The following is a 22,758-nucleotide window of genomic DNA, read 5'->3' on the forward strand; positions in this document are numbered from 1 at the left end:
GAGGTCCTTGTGGTGGAAACGTCCGAGTCTAACGAGCCGTCCGGCGCGGTTCCCGCACGGGTGTCCGCAATGTCGATGCGCCACAGCGGGTAGGTGGCGCGATTGAAGTTCGTTTTACGCGCGCGCCGTAGCGTGTGCCCATCTGGAGACGAGGACATCGGGATGCGGCGATGGATCAAGTGCGGGCTGCTGGCCTGCCTGGCGACGATGCTGGTGGTGGTGGCGGGAGGATTCGCCTATGTGTACACGCTGGACCTGGATGCGCAGCCGCCTGCGGGGCCGGACAGCACGGTGGCGGACCTGGCCTTCATGCGCGATGCACTGCCGCCGACACGCGGGAAGATCCTGGCGGTGGTCACCAGCACGTCGCACTTCCCGGGCGGCGGGAAAAAGGCCGGCTTCGAACTGACCGAACTCGCGCGGGCCTACTACGTCTTCCGGGCCAACGGCTACGACGTCGACATCGCCAGTCCGCAAGGGGGATCACCCCCGATGCGTCGGGATGACGAGGACATGGTGGAGGCCGACCATGCCTTCCTCAACGATGCCGATGCACTCAGGAAACTCGACGCCAGCCTGCGCGTGGGCGACGTGGACCCCGCCCGTTACTCGGCGGTGTACTTCGTTGGCGGGAAGGGCACGATGTTCGACTTTCCCGATGATCCGGCCATCCATCGGCTGGTGCGCGCGGTGTACCAGGCAGGCGGCGTGATCGGCGCGGTCTGCCACGGGCCCGCCGCGTTGCTGGAGGTGACGCTGGACGATGGCACGCCGCTGCTGCGCGGCCGTCGCGTGGCCGGCTTCAGCAACGCGGAAGAGTTGTTCCTGATCGAGGACGCACGCGAGCGCTTCCCGTACCTGCTGCAGGACCGCCTGGTGGAAAAGGGCGCGCGTTACGTGGAGGGCCCGATGTATCTGGACAACACGGTCGTCGATGGTCGGGTGGTTACCGGACAGAATCCGTGGTCGACGTGGTCCACTGCAGAGGCGATGGTCCGCGCGCTGGGCCATGCACCGGTCGCGCGCGCACCGGGGCGCGACGAAAGGGCGGTGCAGGTGCTGGCCGCGTATCACGCGGGCGGTATCGACGCCGCGCGCCAGGCGCGTGCGGAGCGGCCCGATGCGGACAAACGCCTGCTGCTGATGCATGCGCTGGTGGCCGGCATGCAGGGGCGACTGGATGATGCCTGGCGTTTGCAAGGACTGGCGCGCGACTAGGACGGGCGCGCCACGGCGAGGTGCCGCCGTGGATCATGGGATCCGCGTCATGGCCCGCAGCTGCTGCCGCTGACGATGCGCGCGACGCGCTCGTGTTCGGCCCTGTTCCGTTCCACGTTCTCGCGGCGGGCGAAGCGCCAGGCCACTTCGGTTTCGTCGAGCCGCTTCCGCCATGCGTCGCAGAGTGCGCCATCGGGTACGCGGGCGCAGGTGTCGCGCACGATTTCGCAGGCCTGGCCGGCGCCGGATTGCGGGTTGCCGTCCAGGCCCACGGTCCGCAGCGTCACGCAGCGCGACGCGGGTTCGCTGTCCTCGGTCACGTAGGTGTCCTTGTCGTGCGTGGTGCACTGGAAGAGCACCGGCGGAGGCAGCGCGCGCGTGCTGCTGGCCGTCGCGGGCGCGGCAGGCGCAGCGGGTGCCGGCGTGGCGGTGGCGGGCGATGCCTGCGCGGGCGAAGCGGGCGGCGTGGCGGGTGGCGCGGGCGCCATCGGTACCGTGTTGACGCCCTGCATGGTGCGTGCTTCCTGCTTCATGCCTTTCGGGCAAGGTGAATTCTGCAGCGTCAGTGCGCCGCCCGCATCCGTGCAGCGGTAGATGGTCACTTCGTCCGCGTGGGCGGCCGGGGATGCGGTGACCCAGAACAGCACCAGCAACGGAAGACGGGCGAAGGCGGAGCGCGCGGAAAGACTCATGGATTCCTGCAATCGTTGGCGATGCGCGCGTCGATGCCGCGCTGTTCCAAGTCTAGCGCGCGCTGCTCGCTCGACATCGCGCTGCCGTAACGGCGCAGGATCTCGTAGCGGCGGTCGGAGAGGCGCGCGCACACTTCCTGCTGTGGCAACGGGTGGCAGGTGTCGCGCACCCAGGTGCCACCCGGCAGGATCACCGGGCCATGTCCCGGATGGTGGCCGCCCGGGGGACGCGGCGGCCGACGGTCACCGCTTTCGAAGGACAGATGGCCGTTGCCGACCGAGACGCTGCCGGACACGCTGGCGCCGCTGCCGGTGCGTGGCCAGGCAGGATAGGCCACGCCATACGGTACCCAGCGCGGATTGCCGTCGTCGTTGTCGCTGGTGTAGACCTTGCCCTCGGGCGTGGTGCATTCGTACATCGGCCGCGGCGGGGTGAGGTACACCACGCGCGCGGGCGGCGGCGCGGCAGGCGGTGCCGGCGTGGGTGTGGGCGCGGGGGCTGCGACGGCGGGCGGTGGCACGGGGTCCAGCGGCCGTTGCATCGTACGGACTTCCTGCCTCTCGCCTTTCAGGCAGGGTGAATCGCGCAGCGCCACGCTGCCGTTGGCGGTCACGCAGCGGTAGATGGTGACCTGCGTGGCGCCGGGTGCCGCCTGCGCGCCCATGGCGAGGGGCGACAGCGTCAGCAGCATCGTCAACAGGGGCGGGGCGAGGCGCGGCATGCGGCCATGGTGCGCGCGTGCCGGAGGGATGGGAAGGTGGAAGGACGACCGTGTACGGCCGTCGGTCATTCGCGCAGCGCCTGACCGGTGAGCGCATCGCGGATGACCGTGGGGCGGGCGAGGCCGCCGGTGTGGCCGGGGACGACGGCGTCGACGCGTGGCAGCAGCAACGGGTCCAGGGCGCCGCGGTCGCTGACGGCGGGCTTGCCACTGAGGTTCGCGCTGGTGGACACCAGTGCGCCGCCATAGGCCTGGCACAGGCCGATCACGACCGGGTGCTCGCTCACGCGCACGGCGATGCCACGATGCGCGCCGGTGATCCAGCGGGGCGCCTGCGCGGTGGCGGGCATCACCCAGGTGTGTGGCCCGGGCCAGCTGGACAGCACCTCGGTGAGGCGATCCGTCGGAACGGCGGCGACATCGATCAGCGGCTTGAGCTGTTCCAGCGTGGCCGCGATCAGGATCAACCCCTTCTCCACCGGGCGCTGCTTGATCGCCAGCAGCCGGTGCACCGCGCCTTCGTCGAACGGATCGCAACCCAGCCCCCACACGGCCTCGGTGGGGTAGGCGACGATGCCGCCACTGCGGATGACTTCCGCGGCTTCCTCGATGGTCCGTTCGATGGGCATGGCGTCGTCGGCGTCGTGGTGGGGTCAGAAGGGAGCGTCGTCTCCGGCGACCGCCTTCGATGCCGCCTTCTTCACCGTCTTCTTTGTCGCTGTTTTCTTGCTGGCGGACGTGGTCGCCGTCTTCTTCGCAGCCTTCTTCGCGGTCTTTTTCGCCGGCGCCTTCTTGGCGGCAGTCTTCTTTGGCGCGGCTTCCTTCTTCACCACGGCCTTCTTGGCGGCGGTCTTCTTGCCGAAGCCCTTGCGCACCGGCTTGCCGGTTTCTTCCAGCAGCTTCTGCACCTCGGCCAGCGTCAGCGAGGCCGGTTCGCGGTCCTTCGGGATCTTGCCGTTGAGCTTGCCATCGCTGATGTACGGGCCGAACCGCCCGTTCAGTACCTGGATGTCGCTGCCGTCGAATTCCTTGATGATGCGGTTGCGGGCGATCTCTTCCTTCTCTTCGATCAGGAACACCGCGCGCGCCAGGTCGATCGTGTACGGGTCGTCTTCCTTCTTCAGCGACGCATACACGCTGCCGCGCTTGGCGAACGGGCCGAAGCGGCCGATGCCGACGCTGACCTCCTCGTCCTTGTCCTGGCCCAGCTTGCGGGGCAGCTTGAACAGTTCCAGCGCGTCTTCCAGTGTGATGGTGTGCATCGACTGGCCGGGACGCAGCGAGGCGAACTCCAGCTTCTCGTCGGTGTCCTTGTCGCCGATCTGCGCATACGGCCCGTAACGGCCCAGCCGCACGCTGACCGGCTTGCCGGACTTGGCGTCGGTACCGAGTTCGCGCGCGCCGGTGGCTTCGCTGCGGTCCACGGTTTCCGCCTTTTCGGCGACCAGGTCCTTGAAGGGGCCCCAGAACCGCTCCATCAGCGGCACCCACTCTTCCTCGCCGCGGGAAACGGCATCCAACTCGTCCTCCAGCTTGGCGGTGAAGTCGTAGTCCACGTACTGGGTGAAATGGCCTGACAGGAACTTCGATACCGCGCGGCCCACGTCGCTGGGCTTGAACGCGCGGCCTTCCATTTCCACGTACTTGCGGAACTGCAGGGTCTGGATGATCGAGGCGTAGGTGGAGGGACGGCCGATGCCGTACTCCTCCAGCGCCTTCACCAGTGCCGCTTCGGTGAAGCGCGGAGGCGGCTGGGTGAAATGCTGGTCGGCGTGGATGCGGTCGAGCGGCACGGTGTCGCCGGGTTTCATCGGCGGCAGCTTGCGGCCTTCGTCGTCGTCCTCGGCGTTCTTCTGGTCCTTGCCTTCCTCGTACACGGCCAGGAAGCCCGGATCGACCACGGTGGTGCCGCTGGCGCGGAAGCTGTGCGCGCTGCCGGCGGCGAGGTCGACGCTGACGGTGTTGAGCGTGGCCGGCACCATCTGGCAGGCGACGGCGCGCTTCCAGATCAGGTCGTACAGCTTGCGCTCGTCGTCGCTCAGGTACTTCGCGACCTGCGCGGGCGTGCGCAGCGCGCTGGTCGGACGCACGGCTTCGTGCGCTTCCTGCGCGTTCTTCGACTTGGTGACATAGACGTTGGGCTTGTCCGGCAGCGCCTGGGTGCCGAAGTCGCGCGCGATGACGTCCCGGATCTCGGCCAGCGCTTCCGCCGACAGGCTCACCGAGTCGGTACGCATGTAGCTGATCAGGCCGACGGTGCCTTCCTCGTCGCCGATGTTGACGCCTTCGTACAGCTTCTGCGCCACCTGCATGGTCTTGCGCGTGGTGAAGCCGAGCTTGCGCGAGGCTTCCTGCTGCAGCGTGGAGGTGGTGAACGGCGGCGCCGGGCGGCGCTTGCGTTCCTTGCTGGTCACGTCGGTGACGTGCAGCATGCCCTGCGCGGCCTGCTGGATGCGCAGGCGGGCGGCTTCGGCGGTGTCGCCGTCGGTGACGGTGAACTGTTCGAATTTCTGCCCGTCGAGCTTGGTCAGCTTGGCGGTGAAGGCCTGGCGCGGATGCGCGCATTCGGCCTCGATGCTCCAGTACTCGCGGGCGATGAAGGCTTCGATCTCTTCCTCGCGCTCCACGATCATGCGCAGGGCAGGCGACTGCACGCGGCCTGCGGACAGGCCGCGCTGTACCTTGCGCCACAGCACCGGCGAGAGGTTGAAGCCGACCAGGTAGTCCAGCGCGCGACGCGCCTGCTGGGCGTCGACCAGGTCGCCGGCGATCTGCCGCGGCTGGGCCATGGCTTCCTTGATCGCGCGCGGGGTGATTTCGGTGAAGACCACCCGATGCAGCGGCTTGTCCTTCAGCAGGCCGCGCTCCTTCAGGATCTCGGCGATGTGCCAGCTGATCGCTTCGCCCTCGCGGTCCGGGTCGGTCGCCAGGAAGATGTCATCGGCGCCCTTGGCGGCCTTGGCGATGGCATCGACGTGCTTCTCGTTCTTCTCGATCAGGTCGTAGCGCATCGCGAACCCATTGTCGGGGTCCACCGCTCCTTCCTTCGGCACCAGGTCCCGGACGTGGCCATAGGACGCCAGGACGGTGAAGTCCTTGCCGAGGTATTTGTTGATCGTCTTGGCCTTGGCGGGCGACTCGACGATGAGCAGGTGCTTGGGCATGTCAGGGGTTCAGGGGAGTTCGGGTGGGCCGTCCGGGGCCGGCTAGGGTGGCCCAGATGCGGGCGCCAGAGAAGCGGACGCCCGGGGCTGGGGCCCCGGGCGTTCAGATTTCCTATTTATAGTGGTGTCACGGCCGGGGCCGGGCTGTCAAGCCGCCGTGGTGGGGGCGGGCCGGGTTCCGTGACCCGGATCGCGCCGTGGAGCCGGTCAGCGGCTCATCGAGAACAGGGCGGCGAAGGCCACCAGCATCAGGATCACCGCACCGACGACCAGCAGGCCACCGATGATCAGCACCGCCAGGGCCACCGGCCCCAGCTCCTCGCGCTGGCGCTCCGGTTGCGAGGTGAAGGCCCACTTGTCGACCACCAGCGTGTCGCAGACCAGGTCGTGCAGGGCTTGCTTGCGCGCGGTGAAGGCCGCCATCAGGAAGCCGATGCCAAGGATGATGGCCGACAGGATGGTGGCCCAGTAGCGGCCGAAGCCGCGCAGGAAGCTGATCTTGTCGCCGTCGGTCCTCACCACCTTGATGCCGATGGCCAGTTTGCCGGGCGTGGCCATCAGCCCGGCAGCGGAGTGGAACCAGCCGTAGGCCATCGCCGTCAGCACGTACGAGATGGCGGTTTCGCCCACGTTGAATGCGCCCGCCGCTCCCGAGAAGCCATCGGCGAACGAACTGCCCAGCCCCAGCAGCCCGGCGATGATGGTCGCCACGATGCCCACCGGGATGCCGATGGCGAATGCGTCGATGAAGCTGGCCGCCACGCGCTTCCAGAAGCCGGCGTAGACCACATGGCCGTCGGCGACCGGGGGCGCGTAGGTGACGCGGCCCACGTCCGCGCGCGGTGCCGCGTAGGGCGATGCAACGGCGCCAGGGGTTTCATCCGACGCAACCGCGCGGGTGGCGGCTGCTGCGGCGATCACGGCATCGGACTGGCTGGCGTGCGCGGGCGCGTGCCGTGCGTAGCTGGGTTCGCTGGCGGTGAAGACGGCGCGGCCGGTAAGCGGGCGCTCCACGGGTGCCGGCTCGGGTTCTGGCTCCGGTATCGGGGGCACCGGTGTGGTGGCGACCGGGCGCCCGTCGGCGATGCCGAGTTCGGCCGCGAGCTCGCCCAGCGGCGTCCACTGGTTCATGCCTTCGCGCCAGGCAAGCGATGCACTGGTCAGCGCGCCGGAACGGTAAAGGCCCGTGAGAGCCTCAGGGGACACCGGGCCCTGGCGCTCGTGCCGGATATCAACGTAATACCACTCGGTCATGCAGGGTCTCCTTGCCCTTTCAGGATTGTGCGGCCAGTGGAATCAGGATGGCGGCCATCATGGCGATGAAGATCAGGCCGTAGATGACGCCCGCGATCGCCAGGATCACCTTCGTGGCGGTACCGAGGCCGCGCTGCTGCCAGTCGGGATGCGCGGTGTACGCCCAGCGGTCCACCACCAGCGTACCCACCGCCATATCGTGCAGGCCCTGCTTGCGCTCGGTGAAGGCCGCGATCAGGTAGCCGATGTACAGCGTGAGATAGTTCAGCATGACCGCCAGCCAGCGCAGCAGCGCACGACCCAGCGTCAGGCGTCGCCCGTCGATGTCGGTGACCTTGATGCCCACCGCCATCTTGCCCAGCGTGGCCTGCTTGGCCGAGGACTCGAAACCGACGTAGTACGCCGCGCTGATCACCGGATACAGCAGGTAGACCAGCGCCATCATGCCGAACATCGCCGCCATGCCTTCGGTGTTGTTGCCGCCGCGCATCAGCAGACTGCCGCCGACGCCGAGCACCACCACGCAGACGATCAGCACCAGGTAGTAGGCGAAGCCCACCACCATCGAGTCGATGAAGAGCGCTGCGAGGCGCCGCCAGAAGCCGGCCAGCACCACGTCGCCATCGCCCACGTAATGCTGTTCCGATGCGATCTGCGCCGCAGGCGGTGCGTAAGGCGCGTCCGCGGCAGGAATACGGAGTTCAGTGGCGGCGTCGGCACCTGCTGCCGGCGGGTCCATCGTGCCGACAGGCAGGTCCAGCTCGGAGGCCAGCGCGCTCAGCGGCTGCCAGTCCTCCAGTCCATCGCGCCACACCAGTGACTGCGCATCCAGGCGCGCCTGGCGGACATGGCCACCGAGCTCCCCGGCCGTGAACGGCCCTTGCCGCTGCCCGTGGGCGTCGGCGTAATACCAGTGCGTCATGCGTTCGATCCCCGATGAAATACGTAGCCTGTCGCGCCACGCAGACGTTGCTCAGCCGCGACACTCCATCGGCAGCCATTTGTCGTCGATTTCCGACGAGCACTGCCATTCGGTGTGTTCGCTCCCCATGTCCCACCACAGCTTCCTGCCATCGATCTGCGCGTTGCCGGTATTGCCGAACTCCAGCTCGAAGCCGCAGGTGCCGTCGTCGAAGTCGCCGACGACGGCGCGCGTGATGTACATGCCCGCGTAGCTCTCTGGCGTGCCGATGCCGCCTTCGCCATTGCTGGGGCAGCGGCCCTCGCGATCATGGAAGGCCTTCACGTCGCTGCGCAGTTCGATGTTGTCGATCACCGCCTGGGATACCTTCGAGCGCAGGGTGTAATCGTTGTACGCAGGAATCGCGATGGCGGCCAGGATGCCGCCGATGCCGACGCAGGGCAGCACCAGGGCCGCCGCCACGATCAGCGCGATCCTGCCGCCTGACATCCCTTTCTTGGCGGCCGGCGGAGCAGGTGATCGCAACAGGCGGTCCTGCGGTAGGGCGGCGGCAGCGTGCGCCGACAGCGGTGGTGGGACGGGCGACGGTGTTCCGCCGTCACCGGCCGGTGACGCATGCAGTCCCAGCTCTGCGGAAAACTCCTGCAGCGGCAGCCACTGGGGCAGACCTTCGCGCCAGACAAGGCTGTCCAGCGCAACACGGCCGTAACGGTAGTGGGCGACCAGTTCTTCCGACGACACCGGCCCGTGCTGCTGACGGCTCCGGTCAGCGTAATACCAACCCGACATGCTTCCCCCTGAAGCGTTTCAACGCCTCAGTGTACCGGCTCGGGTTCGTCCGCAAACATCTGGGTTTCCATCCATGCGTACGCGGCTTCCGAGCCCGGCTGGTTGAACAGCACCATCAGCACGACCCACTTCAGGTCGTCCAGGTCCAGTTCGTCCTGGTCCAGGGCCATGGCGCGGTCCAGTACCAGCTCCCGCTGGTCCGCATCCAATACGCCGTGCTGCTCCAGGAACAGGAGGAAGCCCCGGCATTCGACGTCGAGCTTCTCCAGCTCGGGACCGTGGAAGACGCGGGTGGGGCCGCCCACGCGCGGCGTCGATGCGGCCGGGCGCTGGTCGGCCAGGGCATCGAGCCAATCGAAGGCTTTGCTGATCTCGGCGGGGCTGAAACCGGCCTGGATCAGGCCGTTCTGGAGAGAGTCGCGGTCGCGGACGGGGTCCGCATCTTCGGTGAAGTAATGTTCGAACAGGTACAGCAGTACATCCAGGATGCTCTCTTTCATTGCCCCTCGGCCTGCGTCATCGACGCTGTGGAGGTGAAGAAACCGGTCTTTCTCTGGTATCGGCCGTGTTCCGCCGTTACTAAGCCATCCAGTTCCATGACCAGCAGCATGGAGGACAGTTCCGCAGCCGTCAATCCGGTGCGTGAGACGAGCTGATCCATACCTGTTGGGTCGTGACCCAGTCCCTCCCACAACTTCTGGTAGTCAGCGTCCAACCGCAAGGGCGTCTCGCCGGGTCCTGCGATTGCCGCCGATTCAGTCTCACCCAAGCGGCCACGCAAGGCGTTGGCGAGGTCTGCGGCCAGCGGCGCCACCGCCTCGATGACCTCCTGCGCGCATTCCACGAGGGCGGCACCGTCCCGGATCAGGCGGTGACAGCCCCGCGCCAGGGGGTTGTGGATCGAGCCCGGGATGGCGAAGACCTCGCGCCCGGCTTCGCCGGCCTGGCGGGCGGTGATCAACGCGCCCGACCGCTCGGCGGCTTCGACGACCAGCGTGCCCAGGGTCAGGCCCGCGAGGATGCGGTTGCGCGAAGGGAAATGGCTGCGCATCGCCGGTGTTCCGGGCGGGTGTTCACTGACCACGGCACCGTGGGTGGCCAGACGGTTGCGCAACAGGTCGTGCCCCGGGGGATAGGCGATGTCCGGGCCGGTGCCAACGACCGCGATGGTGGTGCCGGGCCCCAGCGCGAGCGCAGCCTCGTGCGCCACGGCGTCGATGCCCCGCGCCATGCCGCTGGCCACCACGATGCCCGTAGAGGCGAACGCACGTGCGAACGCATGGGCATTGTCCCGTCCCCCGCTGGTCGGTGTGCGGCTGCCCACCACCGCGACGGCGGCCCGCCACAACAGGCTCGAATCGCCGTCGACGAACAGCGCCAGCGGCGGGCTCCCGACCTGCCTCAGCGGAGCTGGGTAGTCCGCGTCGTGCCAGCCGATCAGGTGATGGCCGGGGGCCTGCAGCCACTCCAGTGTTCTCGCAAATGCATCATCGGCAGGGCCGCGCAGACGGGTGATCTGTACCTCATCCATTCCTGCCGCACGCCAGGCGCCTGCTCCTGCCCGGAGGGCTGCCGACGGTGTGCCGTGCTGGTCGAGCAGGCGTCGTCGGCACAGGACCGGACCGCCGGCCAGGACCAGTCTGGCCAGTGCGCTCATGTCGTCGGTATGCATGCTGCGAGCGTAGGCCGGAAACAACGACGGCGCCCTCGGGCGCCGTCGCGGTCTTGCGTAGGAATTGCCTGACGCGGATCAGTAGGTCGCGTCCGGGTGCTTCAGCTCGTAGCCGACGCGGGTGGCCTCCACGCCTTCCATGACCAACGCGTAGCTGACCTTGTCGAAGGTGCGGAACACCATCGCATGGCTGGCGTACTCGTCAGGCAGGCTGACGCGGCCGGCGCCGGACTTCGGCGACTCGCTGATGCGCGAGGATTCCGGGTGGGCCATGCGGTTGGCGGTGTGGCTGCCATTGCGCCACACCGAGAACACGGTGCCGTTGTCCACGCCGTCCAGACGGCCGCCGGAGATGGCGATCACGTCGCGCGTACCGCCCGAGGTGAGGGCATCCGCCACGGCCAGCACGCGCAGCTTGCCACCCGGGTCGCTCGAGGGCGGGTGCGGGAAGAAGTGCAGGTCGTAGGGCTGTGCGTCCACCGGGATCAGGCGGTCGCCGACGCGGACCTCATGTCCGCCGATGTCGGCGACCAGCGTGCTGACCTCGGTCCCCGGGACCACGCCCCGGGTGAAGGTCGCCACGTTGACCTTCGCCAGTTCGTAGCCCAGGAAAGCGCCCTTGCCGCTCTGTTCGACGATGTCCTTCCACTGGTCCACTTCGCCGCGGATGGTCTTGCCACGGAAATCCAGGTCCTGCGCGCGCGGATTGTCGGTGAAGCGGGCCGTCGGGCGGACCACCGCAAAGCGCTGGCCCGGCTGGGCGCCATCCAGTCCACGGACGTAGATGTTGTGGCCGCCGGAGCCACGCAGGCGGTCTTCATCCAGCCCGGCGACGTGCGGCAGGCCCTCGAAGCTGTCGACGACGCGGCGATCCTTCAGGTACGCCTCGATGTCGGACAGCGGGATGGCATTCAGCGGGGCTTCCTGGCGCGGGCCGGGTTGCACGGCCACGCGATCCAGATAAGCCAGGCTGATCACATCGCCCGGATAGATCAGGTGCGGGTTCTGGATCTGCGGATTGGCCTGCCAGATCTCCGGCCACAGCCATGGCTTCTTGAGGAAGCGCGCCGAAATGTCCCACAGCGTGTCGCCACGCTTGACCACGTAGGTATCAGGGTGGCTCCCCGCCATCTCGGCAGCGGCCGCGTAAGTGCCGACGGTCAGCGCCGCAACGGCGAGAACCGTACGAAAATATTTAAACATGGCGGTATCTACCTGATTCCCCGACAGGTGGTCAGCACTATAGTCCAGAAAACCCGACGCAAAGCAAGCGCCCGCGTTAGAATTCGTGAGGCCTTGCCGGATTCCACTGGCGCCCCCATCCCGAGACGTACCATGGCCCTGCTTCCCATCCTCGAATTCCCGGATCCGCGCCTGCGGACCAAGGCCGCGCCGGTCGACGCCGGATATGTGACGACGCCCGCTTTCCAGCGGCTGCTGGATGACATGTTCGAGACCATGTACGACGCGCCTGGCATTGGCCTGGCCGCCAGCCAGGTGGACGTGCACCAGCGTTTCATGGTGATCGACATCAGCGAAGAGAAGAACCAGCCCCAGGTCTTCATCAATCCCGAGCTGAGTGAACAGGTCGGCGAACAGGTCTACCAGGAAGGCTGCCTGTCCGTGCCCGGCATCTTTGCCGACGTGACCCGTGCCGATGCCGTCACCGTGCGTTTCCTCGACCGCCAGGGCCAGCCGCAGGAACTGCGGGCCGATGGCCTGCTCGCCGTCTGTATCCAGCACGAGATGGACCACCTGGACGGAAAGCTGTTCGTCGATTACCTGTCGCCGCTCAAGCGCGAGATGGTGCGCAAGAAGCTGGCAAAGCAGCGCAAGCACGTCGCCTGACGTGCCGGCATGGCGGGATCGGGTGCCGGGCTGGTCCCGCCCGTTCCGATATCCCTTCCCCGAGGCCTCACCCGCATGAGAATCGTCTTCGCCGGCACGCCGGCGTTCGCCGTGCCCAGCCTGCGCGCCGCGCACGCCCACCATGAAGTCGTCGCGGTCTACACCCAGCCCGATCGCCCGGCGGGACGTGGGCGTGGACTGACCCCTTCGCCGGTCAAGCTGGAGGCGATCCAGCGCGGCATCCCGGTGCTGCAGCCGCTGTCGCTGAGGAAGAAATCCACCCAGGACGCGCTGCGCGAGATGCAGCCGGACGTCATGATCGTGGTCGCCTATGGCCTGATGCTTCCGCAGGCGGTACTGGACATCCCCCAGTACGGTTGCTGGAACGTGCACGCTTCGCTGCTGCCGCGCTGGCGCGGTGCCGCGCCGATCCAGCGCGCCATCGAGGCGGGCGATACCGAGACGGGTGTCTGCCTGATGCAGATGGAAGCGGGCCTGGACACCGGGCCGGTGCTGTTGGCGCAGAGTATGCCGATCGGTCCAGACGATACCGGCGGGCAACTCCACGACCGGCTTTCCGATCTGGGAGCCCAGGTCCTGCGCGATGCACTCGGCCTGCTGCGGGCCGGCGTCCGCCTGCCGCCCCATCCGCAGCCGGAAGAGGGCGTGGTCTACGCGCACAAGCTGGACAAGGCCGAAGCCAGGCTCGACTGGTCGCAGCCGGCCGAGGTGTTGGCCCGCAAGGTGCGTGCATTCAACCCCTGGCCCGTGGCCGAAGCGCAGGTCGCCGGCGAGCGTCTGCGCATCCACGGCGCGGTCGTGGTGGACCAAGCCCACGGCGCCGCTCCGGGCACGTTGCTGACGGCAGGCCGGCAGGGGCTGGACATCGCCTGCGGCGATGGCGTCCTGCGCCTGCGGGTCGTTCAGCGGGAAGGGGGCAAGGCGATCACCGCCGCCGACTACCTCAATGCGCGGCGCGACCTGGTGACGGCATGAACACGCAGGCCGGCGTCGCGGTACGGGTCCTGGCCACCCGTGTCGTCGATGCCGTGATGCACCGTGGCCGTTCGCTGAAGGCGGAGCTGGCCACCTGCCTGCCCCGCATCGACGACGCACGGGACCGCGCGTTGCTGGAGGCGATCTGCTTCGCCGTACTGCGTTCGCGCGCCCGCAGCGAGGCGGCGCTGGCGCAATGGATGAGCAGGCCTCTGGGGCCGCGCGACAACGAGGTGCGTGCGCTCCTGCACGTGGGGTTCGCGCAGGTGGTGATATTGGGTCTTCCTCCGCACGCGGCGCTGTCGGCAACCGTGGAAGCCGTGCGCGCGCTGGGAAGGCCGCATCAGGACAAGGTCGTGAACGCGCTATTGCGTCGTGCGCAGCGCGAGGGCCTGCCTGAGGCATCGGCGGACGCTCTTTGGCCGGAATGGTTGCGCCGCCAGATCAGGACCGATTGGCCGGAACAGGCCGAGGCGATCTTCAATGCCAGCCAACACGAAGCGCCCCTGTGGTTGAGAGTCAATCGGTCCCGCGGCAGTCGTGACGAATATCGGCAACGACTGGCGGATGCGGGCATCGAGGCGGACCTCGCGGAGGGCATGGCCGATGCGCTGGTCCTGCGCGAACCCCTGGCTGCCACGGCATTGCCTGGTTTCGCCCAGGGCGATGTCTCCGTGCAGGACGGCGCCGCACAGCGCGTGGCGGATCTGGCAGGCACGCTGCCAGCGGGGGCCCGCGTACTGGACATGTGCGCCGCGCCCGGCGGCAAGTCCGCGCACCTGCTTGAACGTGATCCTTCATTGCGACTGGTTGCACTGGATGTGGACGCCCGCCGGTTGCAGCGCGTCCGGGAGACGCTCGACCGCGTGGGTGCCAGCGCTCACCTGCAGGCAGCCGATGCCACCGATACGACGGCCTGGTGGGATGGCCAGCCTTTCGATGTCGTGTTGCTGGATGCGCCCTGCTCCGCCACGGGCATCGTGCGCCGGCAACCGGATGTGCTGCTGCATCGGCGGGAGGAGGACATTGCCGCGCTGATGCGGTTGCAGAGGGATCTGCTGAAAGCCGCCTGGCGTGTCCTCGCTCCGGGCGGCCGGCTGATCTACACGACGTGCTCGGTTCTGCGGGCCGAGAACGCGCAACAGGCCGACGGATTCCGTGCACGGCACCCGGACGCGGTGCCGGATCTGCTGGATGAGGCCTTCGGCCTCAAGGACGCCGGCGGCCGACAGCGTTTTCCGGGGGATCAGGACATGGATGGATTTTTCTATGCGTCGTGGCGGAAGAAAACGTGAGCCATATCGCAGGACTCAACCTGGCGCGACGGCGGCGACGCAAGTGCGTGCGATGAATCGTCTGCTTGCCGCATACTTCCCTCCGCGCAGCGGACTGCCGATTCACGTTGCATTGACGTAACGATCATGCCGTTGGCTCAAACTCCCCTTCCCGGGAGTCCTGCCTGCTGCCGCCATGATCGTGCCATCGCAATCCGCGGGACCCGAGGTGTACAGATGAGGAGTTGTCGTCGACAGGATGTCGCGCGCGGGTTGGCGTGGCTGGCAGGGTTCAGCGCGGCCACGCTGCTGGTGGTGCCCAAGGGCCTTTCCGTATTCGCGGTACTGATGCTGGCGGCCACCGTGGCCGCACTGCCGGACCTCTGGCGTGGCGGGCGTGCCGTGCCGCGCGCCTGGTACCCGCTATTGGCGGCGGCACTGATTGTCGTCGCCGTCGCGGCTGCGTCGATGTGGGCGCGCGACGCGCGCTGGGCCTCGTTGGACAATCCTTCGCGCGTGCTGCTGCTTCCCTGGTGCGCCTGGCTGGCCTGGACGACCCGCGTACGCATGTCGAGCCTGTGGTACGGGGCTTTGGCGGGCCTGCTCATTGCCTGCACGATTTCGATCGTGCAGGTTTCGTCGGGGGTCGAGAGGGCGGGCAGCGAGGCGAACCCGATCGTGTTCGCCAATGCGGTGCTTGCGCTGCTGGTGGTTGCGGTGTTCTGCCGGCCATCGCACAAGGGGGTGCTGATGCCGTTGCTGTTGGTCGGCGTGATTGTACTGGCCAACGTCGCCGTCATCCTCAGCGGCAGCCGCGGTGCGCTGCTGGGTCTGGGCCTCGTGGTGTTGATGTTGCTGGTGGGCGGCACGGCGCGTTACCGATGGCGGCGACTCGGCATCGCGAGCGGGGTGCTGGCGATCCTGTTCGCCGCCCTGTGGACCGTGCCTTGGCTGTCCACCCAGTTCAGGCTGGACCAGCTGCATGCGGATGTCTCCGGCTATGCGCTGGGCCAGGTGGACCAGCCGATCAGCGCGCGTCTCGGATTGCTGACGGTGGCGTGGGATGCCTTCCGCGAATCGCCGCTCACGGGTATCGGCATCGATGCTTTCGAGGCACGTATCGACGCCAGTGTCTATTGCCGGGGAGGCGAGCGTCATTTCTGCGGGCTGGAGCACGCACACAACGATCTTGCCCAATGGGGCGCGACGATGGGGGTGGTCGGCATCTTCAGCTTGCTGGCTCTGTACCTCGTTCCGCTGTCGGTCGCGGCGCACCAGATCCGCTTGGCGCGCACGGAGGCCGCGGCAGGAGCACCGTGGGCGGCCGGCATGCTGGTGGTCACCTACATGGTCTCCGGCCTGACGCAGTCGATGTTCTCCCACGCGCTCAGCACGAGCGCTTACGTGGTGTTGGTGGGGCTCTTGCTCGGTGTCGGCATGCAGCGGGAATGATCCCGCGGCCGATTCAGTACTGCCGCGCTTCATGCAGCGACGGCGTGTTCTCCGCTTGCTGGTGACGCCAGCTTGGGCGTCGACGATGGGTTGGCCGTCTCCATGTGCCTGTCCAGGCCCAGCAGGCTGCGCGTGCGCTGCCCGTGTTTCGTTTCGAAGATCAGGGCATCGTTGGGGCTCGTTTCCCCATCGTGGCGTTCAGGGTGATACAGATGACTGGCCAGGCCGGCGAAGCGGAGCGAGCGACGCTTGATACCCGCCCTGACGGCGCGAACCGCCAGGTCGACATCCTCACGCCCCCATCCCTGGTAGCGTTCATCGAAGCCGTTGAGTGCGATCAGATCTTCGCGCCACCAAGCCTGGTTGCAGGTCTTGATCGCTTTCAAGGACGTGCTGGGACTAACAGCTGCGATGCAGCGCGACAACCATGGCAGGCGCAAGGCGTGACGCCGCCGGCGAATGCCCGGATCGAAGAATCCCAAGGCGTGAGCGTCACTGCCGAGTAGCCTGTCACGACCATCGGCATCGGTCAGCACGCGCACACCTTGCACGAAGGTATTGCGCCGTGCAGCAGCAAGGTGATCGGCGACGAAGGCAGGATGCGGCACCATGTCGCCATCGAGCAGGATTACGTACTCGCTGGAAGCTGCAGCGATGGCGCGGTTGCGGCACAGCGCGGCCCGGAAGCCCTGGTCGGGTTGCCAGCAATGATGCAGGGGTATCGGGTAGTCGCGCGCAAAGCGCTCGATGCAGGCGCGCGTGGCTGGGCCAGACCCGTCATCGGCCACAATCACTTCAGAAGGCAGCGTCTGCTGAGCCGCGAGCGCGCGCAGTGTCTTGGCCAGCGCCTCGGGCCAATTGAATGTCGTGACGAGGACGCTGACCGAACAGGGCTTGTGCGAAGCAGGCTTGGCACTCATCGCTTCCCGCTCCTGCGGTCGAGCATGATGCCCAGTGCCCTTTCCCAACGCTTCCACCATGGCGCCGTTCCATGCAGCGCGAGCGAGGCATACCGCTTGCGCTCCGTCCGGGAGGGCGCGACCTTCGTGCGGTACTCGTACTTGCCGAGATCGGCCGCCGACCGGTCGAGACCGACGATGGCCGCGTAGTGGTTGATGATGCCGAGGTTGCGGATGCGGTTGCGGTAAATCGACACCGGGTCGCGGCGTGTGGCCCACCAGCCATTCTTTCCATGCGACCGATAGCGTACCTCGCCAGTCGGCAGGAAGTACTTGCGTGCGCCCAGGATGCTGGCGCCGTGGACTACGCAGGCATCGGCGCACAGCCGCCACAATGCGTCGAAGGAGGCGGGAAGGTCGAGCGTCCGCACGGCCCAGGTGCGACGGAGCGACAGTGCGGACGTGGGGGCGCCGTACCAGGGCTGGAATACGAGGGTGCTGATGGCCGTGAAGCCGAGATCTACCGGTCGTTCATCGAAACGGATGTGCTCACTGTCATCACCGAAGACTTTCAGGTCACTGAAGACAAAATCAATATCCGCACGCTGGTCGTAAAGCCTGGCGAGCGCCTCCAGGTATCCCGGCTCCCACAGGTCATCCGCATCCAGGAAACAGACCACGTCGGCATCGGTCGACATGACGCCTCTCCGGAATGCAGACAGCTGCCCGCCGTTCTCGCCGAACAGGAGCGTTACCCTGGGGTCGGTACCGTAACGCTGTCTGAGCAATTCGGGCGAACCGTCGGTGGAGCCGTCGTCCACTACGACGATCTGGCGCGGCGCATAGCGCTGGGCCAATGCACTGTCCACCGCAGCCTCGACGAATGCGCGGTAGTTGTAGTTGGTGACGACGACGGCGAAGGTGGTCATGCCTAGGCCTGCAGCAGGTGGCGGAAATAGTTGATGGTTTCTTTCAGTCCATCCTCGAGTTCGATCTTCGGCTCCCAGCCCAGCTTCTCGCGTGCCAGCGCGATATCCGGCTGGCGCTGCTTCGGGTCGTCGGAAGGCAGGGGCTGGAATACCAGCCGGGAACGGCCGCCGACCAGAGCGAGTACTTTTTCCGCCAGCTCCAGCATGCTGAACTCGCCGGGGTTTCCGATGTTGATCGGGCCGGTGAAGCCGCGCTCGGTCTCCATCATCCGTGCCATGGCATCGATAAGATCATCCACATAGCAGAAGCTGCGTGTCTGGCTGCCGTCACCGTAGATGGTGATGTCCTCGCCACGCAGCGCCTGCACGATGAAATTGGACACGACGCGGCCATCGTTGGGATGCATCCGCGGGCCGTAGGTGTTGAAGATGCGCACGACCTTGATGTCGAGCCGGTGCTGGCGGAAGTAATCGAAGAAGAGTGTTTCTGCGCAACGCTTGCCCTCGTCGTAGCAACTGCGGATGCCGATCGGATTGACGCGGCCCCAGTAGCCTTCCTGCTGCGGATGTACCTCGGGGTCACCGTACACCTCGCTGGTGGACGCTTGCAGGATGCGCGCATCCAGCCGCTTGGCCAGACCGAGCATGTTGATGGCGCCATGCACGCTGGTCTTGGTGGTCTGGACCGGATCGTGCTGGTAGTGCACCGGTGAAGCGGGACAGGCGAGATTGAAGATGCGGTCCACTTCCACATAGAGGGGGAAGGTCACATCGTGACGCATCAACTCGAAGCGGGGATGCCCGAGCAGATGGGCAATATTCTGTTTGCTGCCGGTAAAGAAGTTGTCGACACACAGTACGTCGTGGCCTTGTTCGACCAGCCGTTCGCACAGGTGCGACCCGAGGAAGCCGGCTCCGCCGGTGACCAGGATGCGCTGCATGGGATGGGGGGTGGGGGGGGGATGCAGTATTCTCCCGGGACTGTGAGCCGAGAGTGGGTTCGCGTGTACGCACAAGACAGCCGCCAGTCAGGAAACCACGCTGGCAGGCCTCCTACGCCCGGAATCTGCGAGGGAGTCTAGAATGATCGTCATGCAGGCCCCCCTTCCCATCTCCCTCGTCGTCATCACTCACAACGAGGCACTGAATATCGGGCGCTGCCTGGACAGCGTGTCGTTCGTCACGGAAAAGCTGGTGATCGACAGTGGGAGCACCGACGATACCGTCGCGGTCGCGGAGGCGCATGGCGCGCGCGTGGTTCACCAGGACTGGTTGGGGTTCGGGCCGCAGCGCAACTTCGCGAGTGCACAGGCCCGGAACGACTGGCTGCTGGTGCTGGATGCGGACGAGTTCCTCTCGGAGGAGCTCGCTGCACAACTCGAACGTGACCTGCCCGCATTGCTGGCATCCCCCAAGGCTGGCGCGTGGCTTCGCCGTCGGACCTGGCTGATGGGGGCGCCGATGCGCTGGTACCGGCCCATGGTCGGCGAGAGGATGGCGCGGCTCTACCACCGCGGACGGGCGCGCTGGACTGATGCGCGCGTACACGAATCGCTGCGCTTCGACGGCGATACCGTCGAGTTCAAGGCGCCCTTCAACCACGCCGATAACCCCAGCCTGGTACACAAGCAGCTGAAGGTGCTCCGCTACAGCGAGCTGAAGGCGCTCGACTGGCGCGACAAGCGCCGGCCGGTGCGGATGTGGTTGACGCCGTTGGTCTATCTGTCCAGCTTCATCAAGGACTACCTGCTGCGACTGGCCTTCCTGGATGGCTGGCGCGGTTTCATCATTGCCCAGACGGCGGCCAGCTATGCCGTCTACAAGCGCATGCGTTACTACGAGATGCAGCACAACCCCGCCTCCATCGAGGCTGCGCACCGCAAGCTCGCCCGACACCAACTGGAACACTGATGGCCAAGCATTATCTCCTCTATGGTTCGGAGCGCTATGCGCTCGCCATCCTGCGGCCGTTGCAGGATGCGATCCGCGCCCGCGGCGGTGAGGTCGCCTGGTTCTTCGATGGCCCCGGTGCGGAGGACCTGCGACCAGACGAGAGGCTGCTGACCACCACGGAGGAAGTCCGCCGCTGGGACGCCATCGCCGTGATCACCGGCAGCAACGCGGTGCCGCACTTTTTCCCGGGTGTGAAGGTGGAGACCTTCCACGGCTTCGATGCCGGGAAACCCCGTCACATCTATATCCGCGGGTTTTTCGACCTGTATTGCACGACCGGGCCGAACGACACGCGGGCATTCTCGGACATCGCCGAGCGCGTCGGTCACTTCAAAGTCGTCGAGACGGGGTGGCCGAAGATCGACCCCTTCATGAAGGATATCGCCGGGGCGCTGCCGCCCGTGCGCGACCCCCCGGTCATCCTGTACCACTCCACGTTCTCCCCGTCGTGGAGTGCCGCGGAGACCCTGTACGAAGAAGTGAAGCGCCTGTCGCGCACCGGGGAGTGGCGCTGGATCGTCACCTTCCATCCGAAGATGAATCCGGACACCGTGGCGAAGTTCCGTGCGCTGGAGAACGAACACCTGCGCTTTGCCGACGACGACAATATCCTGGACCTGTTTCCGCAGGTCGACATGATGTGTTCGGACACATCGTCTGCGCTCAACGAGTTCCTGCTCACGCACAAGCCGGTGGTCACGTTCAAGAACCGCAGGCCGGGCCCGCAACTGCTCGATATCGACGATGCGGCGCAGTTCGAGCCGGCGATCCGGCGCGCGTTGTCCCGGCCGCCGGAGCTGATGCAGGCCATCGTCGACTATGCCGACAGCATCCATCCCTATCGCGACGGCCGATCGAGCGAGCGCGTGCTGGATGCCATCGATGCGTTCATCGCCGCAGGCGCGCGCAATCGGCGGCCCAAGCCGATGAACCTGTGGCGGAAGCTCAAGATCCGCAAGCGCATCGGTTACTGGGGGCCGGCCTGAGGACCGGGCGCTACCGGTTGTCATCTGGTCGCGCGAGAATGGGGGCGGGGTCGAGTGCCATGGCGAGCGCCATGCCCCGAGAAATCCGGTGAAGGGGTGCCGTGAAGATCACTGTCATTGCCAGTACGTACAACGCGGAGGAGTGGCTGGAGAAGGTGCTGCACGGCTACCGGTTCCAGACATGGCGTGATTTCGAACTGATCGTTGCCGACGATGGTTCGCGTGGAAGTACCCGCGAGATGGTGGAGCGGCTGGCGGGCGACTATCCGGTGCCATTGCGGCATGTCTGGCACGAGGACGCGGGTTACCGGCGGCAGGAAATCCTGAATCGCGCGATCCTGGCGGCGGCGCACGACTACGTTCTTTTCACCGACGGAGACTGCATTCCGCGCCGAGATTTTGTCGGTGTCCATGCCGCATTGGCGGAGCCGGGGCGCTTCCTGTCCGGGGGCTACTGCAAGCTGAGCATGAAGGCGAGCAAGGCGATCACGCTGGATGACATCCGCGATGGTCGATGCTTCCAGCTCGACTGGCTGCGCACGCTGGACCACGTGGGATTCTCGCCCGCGCTCAAGCTGGGCGCGGGTGCGCGGACCGGCCCCCTGCTGGATGCCATCACCACCACGCGCGCGACCTTCAACAACTGCAACTCTTCCGCATGGAAGCGGGATCTGCTGGCGATCAACGGATACGACGAACGAATGAAGTACGGCGGCCCCGACCGCGAACTCGGCGAGCGTCTGGAGAACCACGGTATCCGCGGCAAGCAGATCCGGCATCGGGCGGTGTGCGTGCACCTGGACCACGCGCGGGATTACAAGACATCGGAGTCGCTCCAGCGCAACCTCGCCATCCGCGCGCAGACCCGCGCACGGCGCATCACTTGGACGCCCTACGGCATCGACAAGACGGGCTGATCGCGCACCGGCAGCGCACGCCATGCGTGGACCACGTCGGCGACCTCGAGATCGGCGACACGGCCTGCGCTTCCACGTTCGCCCCCCAGTACCCGGATCGCGCCGGGACCGATGGGGCGCCATTTCGCCGGCGAGGCCGCACCGAACATCACGACGAGCGGGCAGGCGAGCGCGGCAGCGGCATGCGCGGGGCCGGTGTCCACCGAGACCATGCTGTGGGCGTGTTCCATCAGCGCGAGCAGGCGCGGGACAGGCAGTTCACGCGCGGCGTTGAGCATGCGGGGGGAGCGTTGGGTGGCGGCATGTATGTCGTCCAGCACGCCGTGCTCGGCCGGCGATCCGCACAGTACGATCCGGGCGTCGGGAAGGTCGTTCCAGATCGCCTGCGCCAGTTCAGCCCATGCCGTCGCCGGCCAGTGCTTGGCATTGCTTCCCGCGCCCAGGCGGCCACGCTTGTGGGTGCGCTTGTTGCCGGGCTGGAACAGGATGCACGGCGCGCTTCCGATCCCGTGCGCTGACTTCCACTGCAGGACATCGGCACGATCCGCCGGAGCCACGACAAGCCGGGGCAGGCGGAAGGCCTCAGCGACCACATCGCCAGCGCACGGATAGCGATGCACCGGATCGCGCTGGCCCAGCCGCACCCAGCGGTCCGGCCAGAGTCGCGGAACGCCGTCGTGCTCGTCGTCTTCGCGCACGCGCTGCACCCGGTCCTCCTCCTTCAATCGGGCACGCTGCAGCAGGCGCAGCGTAGGGGCATCGGTGTCGCATACATACACGGGTCCACGTCCGCGCCTTCGCAGCCAGGCGACCGTCGCCCATTGACTGGGGCAGAGCAGGTAAGGCGTGTTGCGGCTGCGGACCGTCCACACGGTGCCCACTTCGGGTAGCGGCTCGAGCAATGCGTGCGTCCATGGCCCCGCGCCCAGCACGTCGATCCGGCGACCATACCGCGCATGCAGCAGACGGATGAGCGTGGTGAGCATCACGATGTCGCCGAACGCCCCGCAGCGCACGACCAGGGGCGCCGCGCCCGCTGCAGCGGGACCGGCCTGCTTGTGCGCTGCCACG

Annotated in this window: 22 protein-coding genes; 8 read left to right on the plus strand and 14 right to left on the minus strand. The window is 67.0% G+C overall.

Going from position 1 to position 22,758, the window contains the following annotated elements; all coding sequences use genetic code 11:
* Positions 1–162 precede the first annotated feature (162 nt).
* Complete coding sequence (locus tag OY559_RS02105; RefSeq protein ID WP_277728488.1) at positions 163–1,218, plus strand: type 1 glutamine amidotransferase domain-containing protein; 1,056 nt, start codon at positions 163–165, stop codon at positions 1,216–1,218.
* Positions 1,219–1,265: 47 nt separating this feature from the next.
* On the opposite strand, the gene OY559_RS02110 is transcribed toward OY559_RS02105, so the two are convergent.
* From OY559_RS02110 to OY559_RS02155, 10 genes are all read right to left on the minus strand, one after another.
* Entirely contained in the window at positions 1,266–1,910 is a 645-nt protein-coding gene (locus OY559_RS02110) for a DUF4124 domain-containing protein (protein ID WP_277728489.1), read from the minus strand.
* Positions 1,907–2,632, minus strand: a complete 726-nt coding sequence (locus tag OY559_RS02115; protein WP_277728490.1) for a hypothetical protein — start codon at positions 2,630–2,632, stop codon at positions 1,907–1,909. The genes OY559_RS02110 and OY559_RS02115 overlap by 4 nt, the downstream gene beginning before the upstream one ends.
* A gap of 65 nt (positions 2,633–2,697) precedes the next feature.
* Positions 2,698–3,261 carry an L-threonylcarbamoyladenylate synthase type 1 TsaC gene (locus tag OY559_RS02120; RefSeq protein ID WP_277728491.1) on the minus strand — a complete coding sequence of 188 codons (564 nt, stop codon included), beginning with the start codon at positions 3,259–3,261 and terminating at the stop codon, positions 2,698–2,700.
* A 24-nt stretch (positions 3,262–3,285) separates the two neighbouring features.
* Complete coding sequence (locus OY559_RS02125) at positions 3,286–5,796, minus strand: DNA topoisomerase I (protein ID WP_277728492.1); 2,511 nt, start codon at positions 5,794–5,796, stop codon at positions 3,286–3,288.
* A gap of 207 nt (positions 5,797–6,003) precedes the next feature.
* Positions 6,004–7,050 carry an RDD family protein gene (locus tag OY559_RS02130; RefSeq protein WP_277728493.1) on the minus strand — a complete coding sequence of 349 codons (1,047 nt, stop codon included), beginning with the start codon at positions 7,048–7,050 and terminating at the stop codon, positions 6,004–6,006.
* 19 nt (positions 7,051–7,069) lie between these two features.
* Complete coding sequence (locus OY559_RS02135) at positions 7,070–7,972, minus strand: RDD family protein (RefSeq protein WP_277728494.1); 903 nt, start codon at positions 7,970–7,972, stop codon at positions 7,070–7,072.
* 51 nt (positions 7,973–8,023) lie between these two features.
* Positions 8,024–8,761, minus strand: a complete 738-nt coding sequence (locus tag OY559_RS02140) for a GYF domain-containing protein (RefSeq protein ID WP_277728495.1) — start codon at positions 8,759–8,761, stop codon at positions 8,024–8,026.
* Between the two features lie 26 nt (positions 8,762–8,787).
* Positions 8,788–9,261, minus strand: coding sequence for a DUF494 family protein (locus tag OY559_RS02145; protein WP_142123186.1), 474 nt, complete (start codon positions 9,259–9,261; stop codon positions 8,788–8,790).
* Positions 9,258–10,433, minus strand: coding sequence for a DNA-processing protein DprA (gene dprA / locus OY559_RS02150; RefSeq protein ID WP_277728496.1), 1,176 nt, complete (start codon positions 10,431–10,433; stop codon positions 9,258–9,260). Before dprA ends, OY559_RS02145 begins: the two co-directional genes overlap by 4 nt.
* Positions 10,434–10,511: 78 nt before the next feature.
* Positions 10,512–11,636, minus strand: coding sequence for a LysM peptidoglycan-binding domain-containing protein (locus OY559_RS02155; RefSeq protein ID WP_277728497.1), 1,125 nt, complete (start codon positions 11,634–11,636; stop codon positions 10,512–10,514).
* A 132-nt stretch (positions 11,637–11,768) separates the two neighbouring features.
* Between OY559_RS02155 and def the strand changes: the two genes are divergently transcribed.
* The 4 genes from def to OY559_RS02175 all read left to right on the plus strand — a co-directional run bounded on the left by def (position 11,769) and on the right by OY559_RS02175 (position 16,003).
* Complete coding sequence (def, locus tag OY559_RS02160; RefSeq protein WP_277728498.1) at positions 11,769–12,281, plus strand: peptide deformylase; 513 nt, start codon at positions 11,769–11,771, stop codon at positions 12,279–12,281.
* A gap of 75 nt (positions 12,282–12,356) precedes the next feature.
* Positions 12,357–13,277 (plus strand): methionyl-tRNA formyltransferase, encoded by a 921-nt coding sequence (fmt, locus tag OY559_RS02165; protein WP_277728499.1) that lies wholly within the window; start codon positions 12,357–12,359, stop codon positions 13,275–13,277.
* Positions 13,274–14,572 (plus strand): 16S rRNA (cytosine(967)-C(5))-methyltransferase RsmB, encoded by a 1,299-nt coding sequence (gene rsmB / locus OY559_RS02170; RefSeq protein ID WP_277728500.1) that lies wholly within the window; start codon positions 13,274–13,276, stop codon positions 14,570–14,572. Before fmt ends, rsmB begins: the two co-directional genes overlap by 4 nt.
* A 216-nt stretch (positions 14,573–14,788) precedes the next feature.
* Positions 14,789–16,003, plus strand: coding sequence for an O-antigen ligase family protein (locus tag OY559_RS02175; RefSeq protein ID WP_277728501.1), 1,215 nt, complete (start codon positions 14,789–14,791; stop codon positions 16,001–16,003).
* A gap of 29 nt (positions 16,004–16,032) precedes the next feature.
* Here OY559_RS02175 and OY559_RS02180 read toward each other — a convergent pair whose 3' ends face one another.
* The 3 genes from OY559_RS02180 to OY559_RS02190 are packed head-to-tail and all read right to left on the minus strand — an operon-like array spanning position 16,033 to position 18,772.
* On the minus strand, positions 16,033–16,923 hold the full coding sequence (locus tag OY559_RS02180; protein ID WP_277728502.1) for a glycosyltransferase family 2 protein: 891 nt from the start codon (positions 16,921–16,923) through the stop codon (positions 16,033–16,035).
* Complete coding sequence (locus OY559_RS02185) at positions 16,920–17,831, minus strand: glycosyltransferase family 2 protein (protein WP_277728503.1); 912 nt, start codon at positions 17,829–17,831, stop codon at positions 16,920–16,922. Before OY559_RS02185 ends, OY559_RS02180 begins: the two co-directional genes overlap by 4 nt.
* Positions 17,832–17,833: 2 nt before the next feature.
* Entirely contained in the window at positions 17,834–18,772 is a 939-nt protein-coding gene (locus OY559_RS02190; protein ID WP_277728504.1) for a UDP-glucuronic acid decarboxylase family protein, read from the minus strand.
* Positions 18,773–18,923: 151 nt separating this feature from the next.
* On the opposite strand from OY559_RS02190, the gene OY559_RS02195 reads away from it, so the two are divergent.
* The 3 genes from OY559_RS02195 (at position 18,924) to OY559_RS02205 (ending at position 21,687) form a co-directional block, all read left to right on the plus strand.
* Positions 18,924–19,742 (plus strand): glycosyltransferase family 2 protein, encoded by an 819-nt coding sequence (locus OY559_RS02195; protein ID WP_277728505.1) that lies wholly within the window; start codon positions 18,924–18,926, stop codon positions 19,740–19,742.
* Positions 19,742–20,770, plus strand: a complete 1,029-nt coding sequence (locus OY559_RS02200; RefSeq protein ID WP_277728506.1) for a CDP-glycerol glycerophosphotransferase family protein — start codon at positions 19,742–19,744, stop codon at positions 20,768–20,770. The genes OY559_RS02195 and OY559_RS02200 overlap by 1 nt, the downstream gene beginning before the upstream one ends.
* A 101-nt stretch (positions 20,771–20,871) precedes the next feature.
* Positions 20,872–21,687, plus strand: a complete 816-nt coding sequence (locus OY559_RS02205; protein ID WP_277728507.1) for a glycosyltransferase family 2 protein — start codon at positions 20,872–20,874, stop codon at positions 21,685–21,687.
* Here the strand turns inward: OY559_RS02205 and OY559_RS02210 are convergent.
* Entirely contained in the window at positions 21,663–22,757 is a 1,095-nt protein-coding gene (locus OY559_RS02210) for a glycosyltransferase family 9 protein (protein WP_277728508.1), read from the minus strand. The two genes, OY559_RS02205 and OY559_RS02210, sit on opposite strands and share 25 nt — an antisense overlap.
* Position 22,758 lies beyond the last annotated feature (1 nt).

This window comes from Pseudoxanthomonas sp. SE1, assembly GCF_029542205.1.
Taxonomy (GTDB): Bacteria; Pseudomonadota; Gammaproteobacteria; order Xanthomonadales; family Xanthomonadaceae; genus Pseudoxanthomonas_A.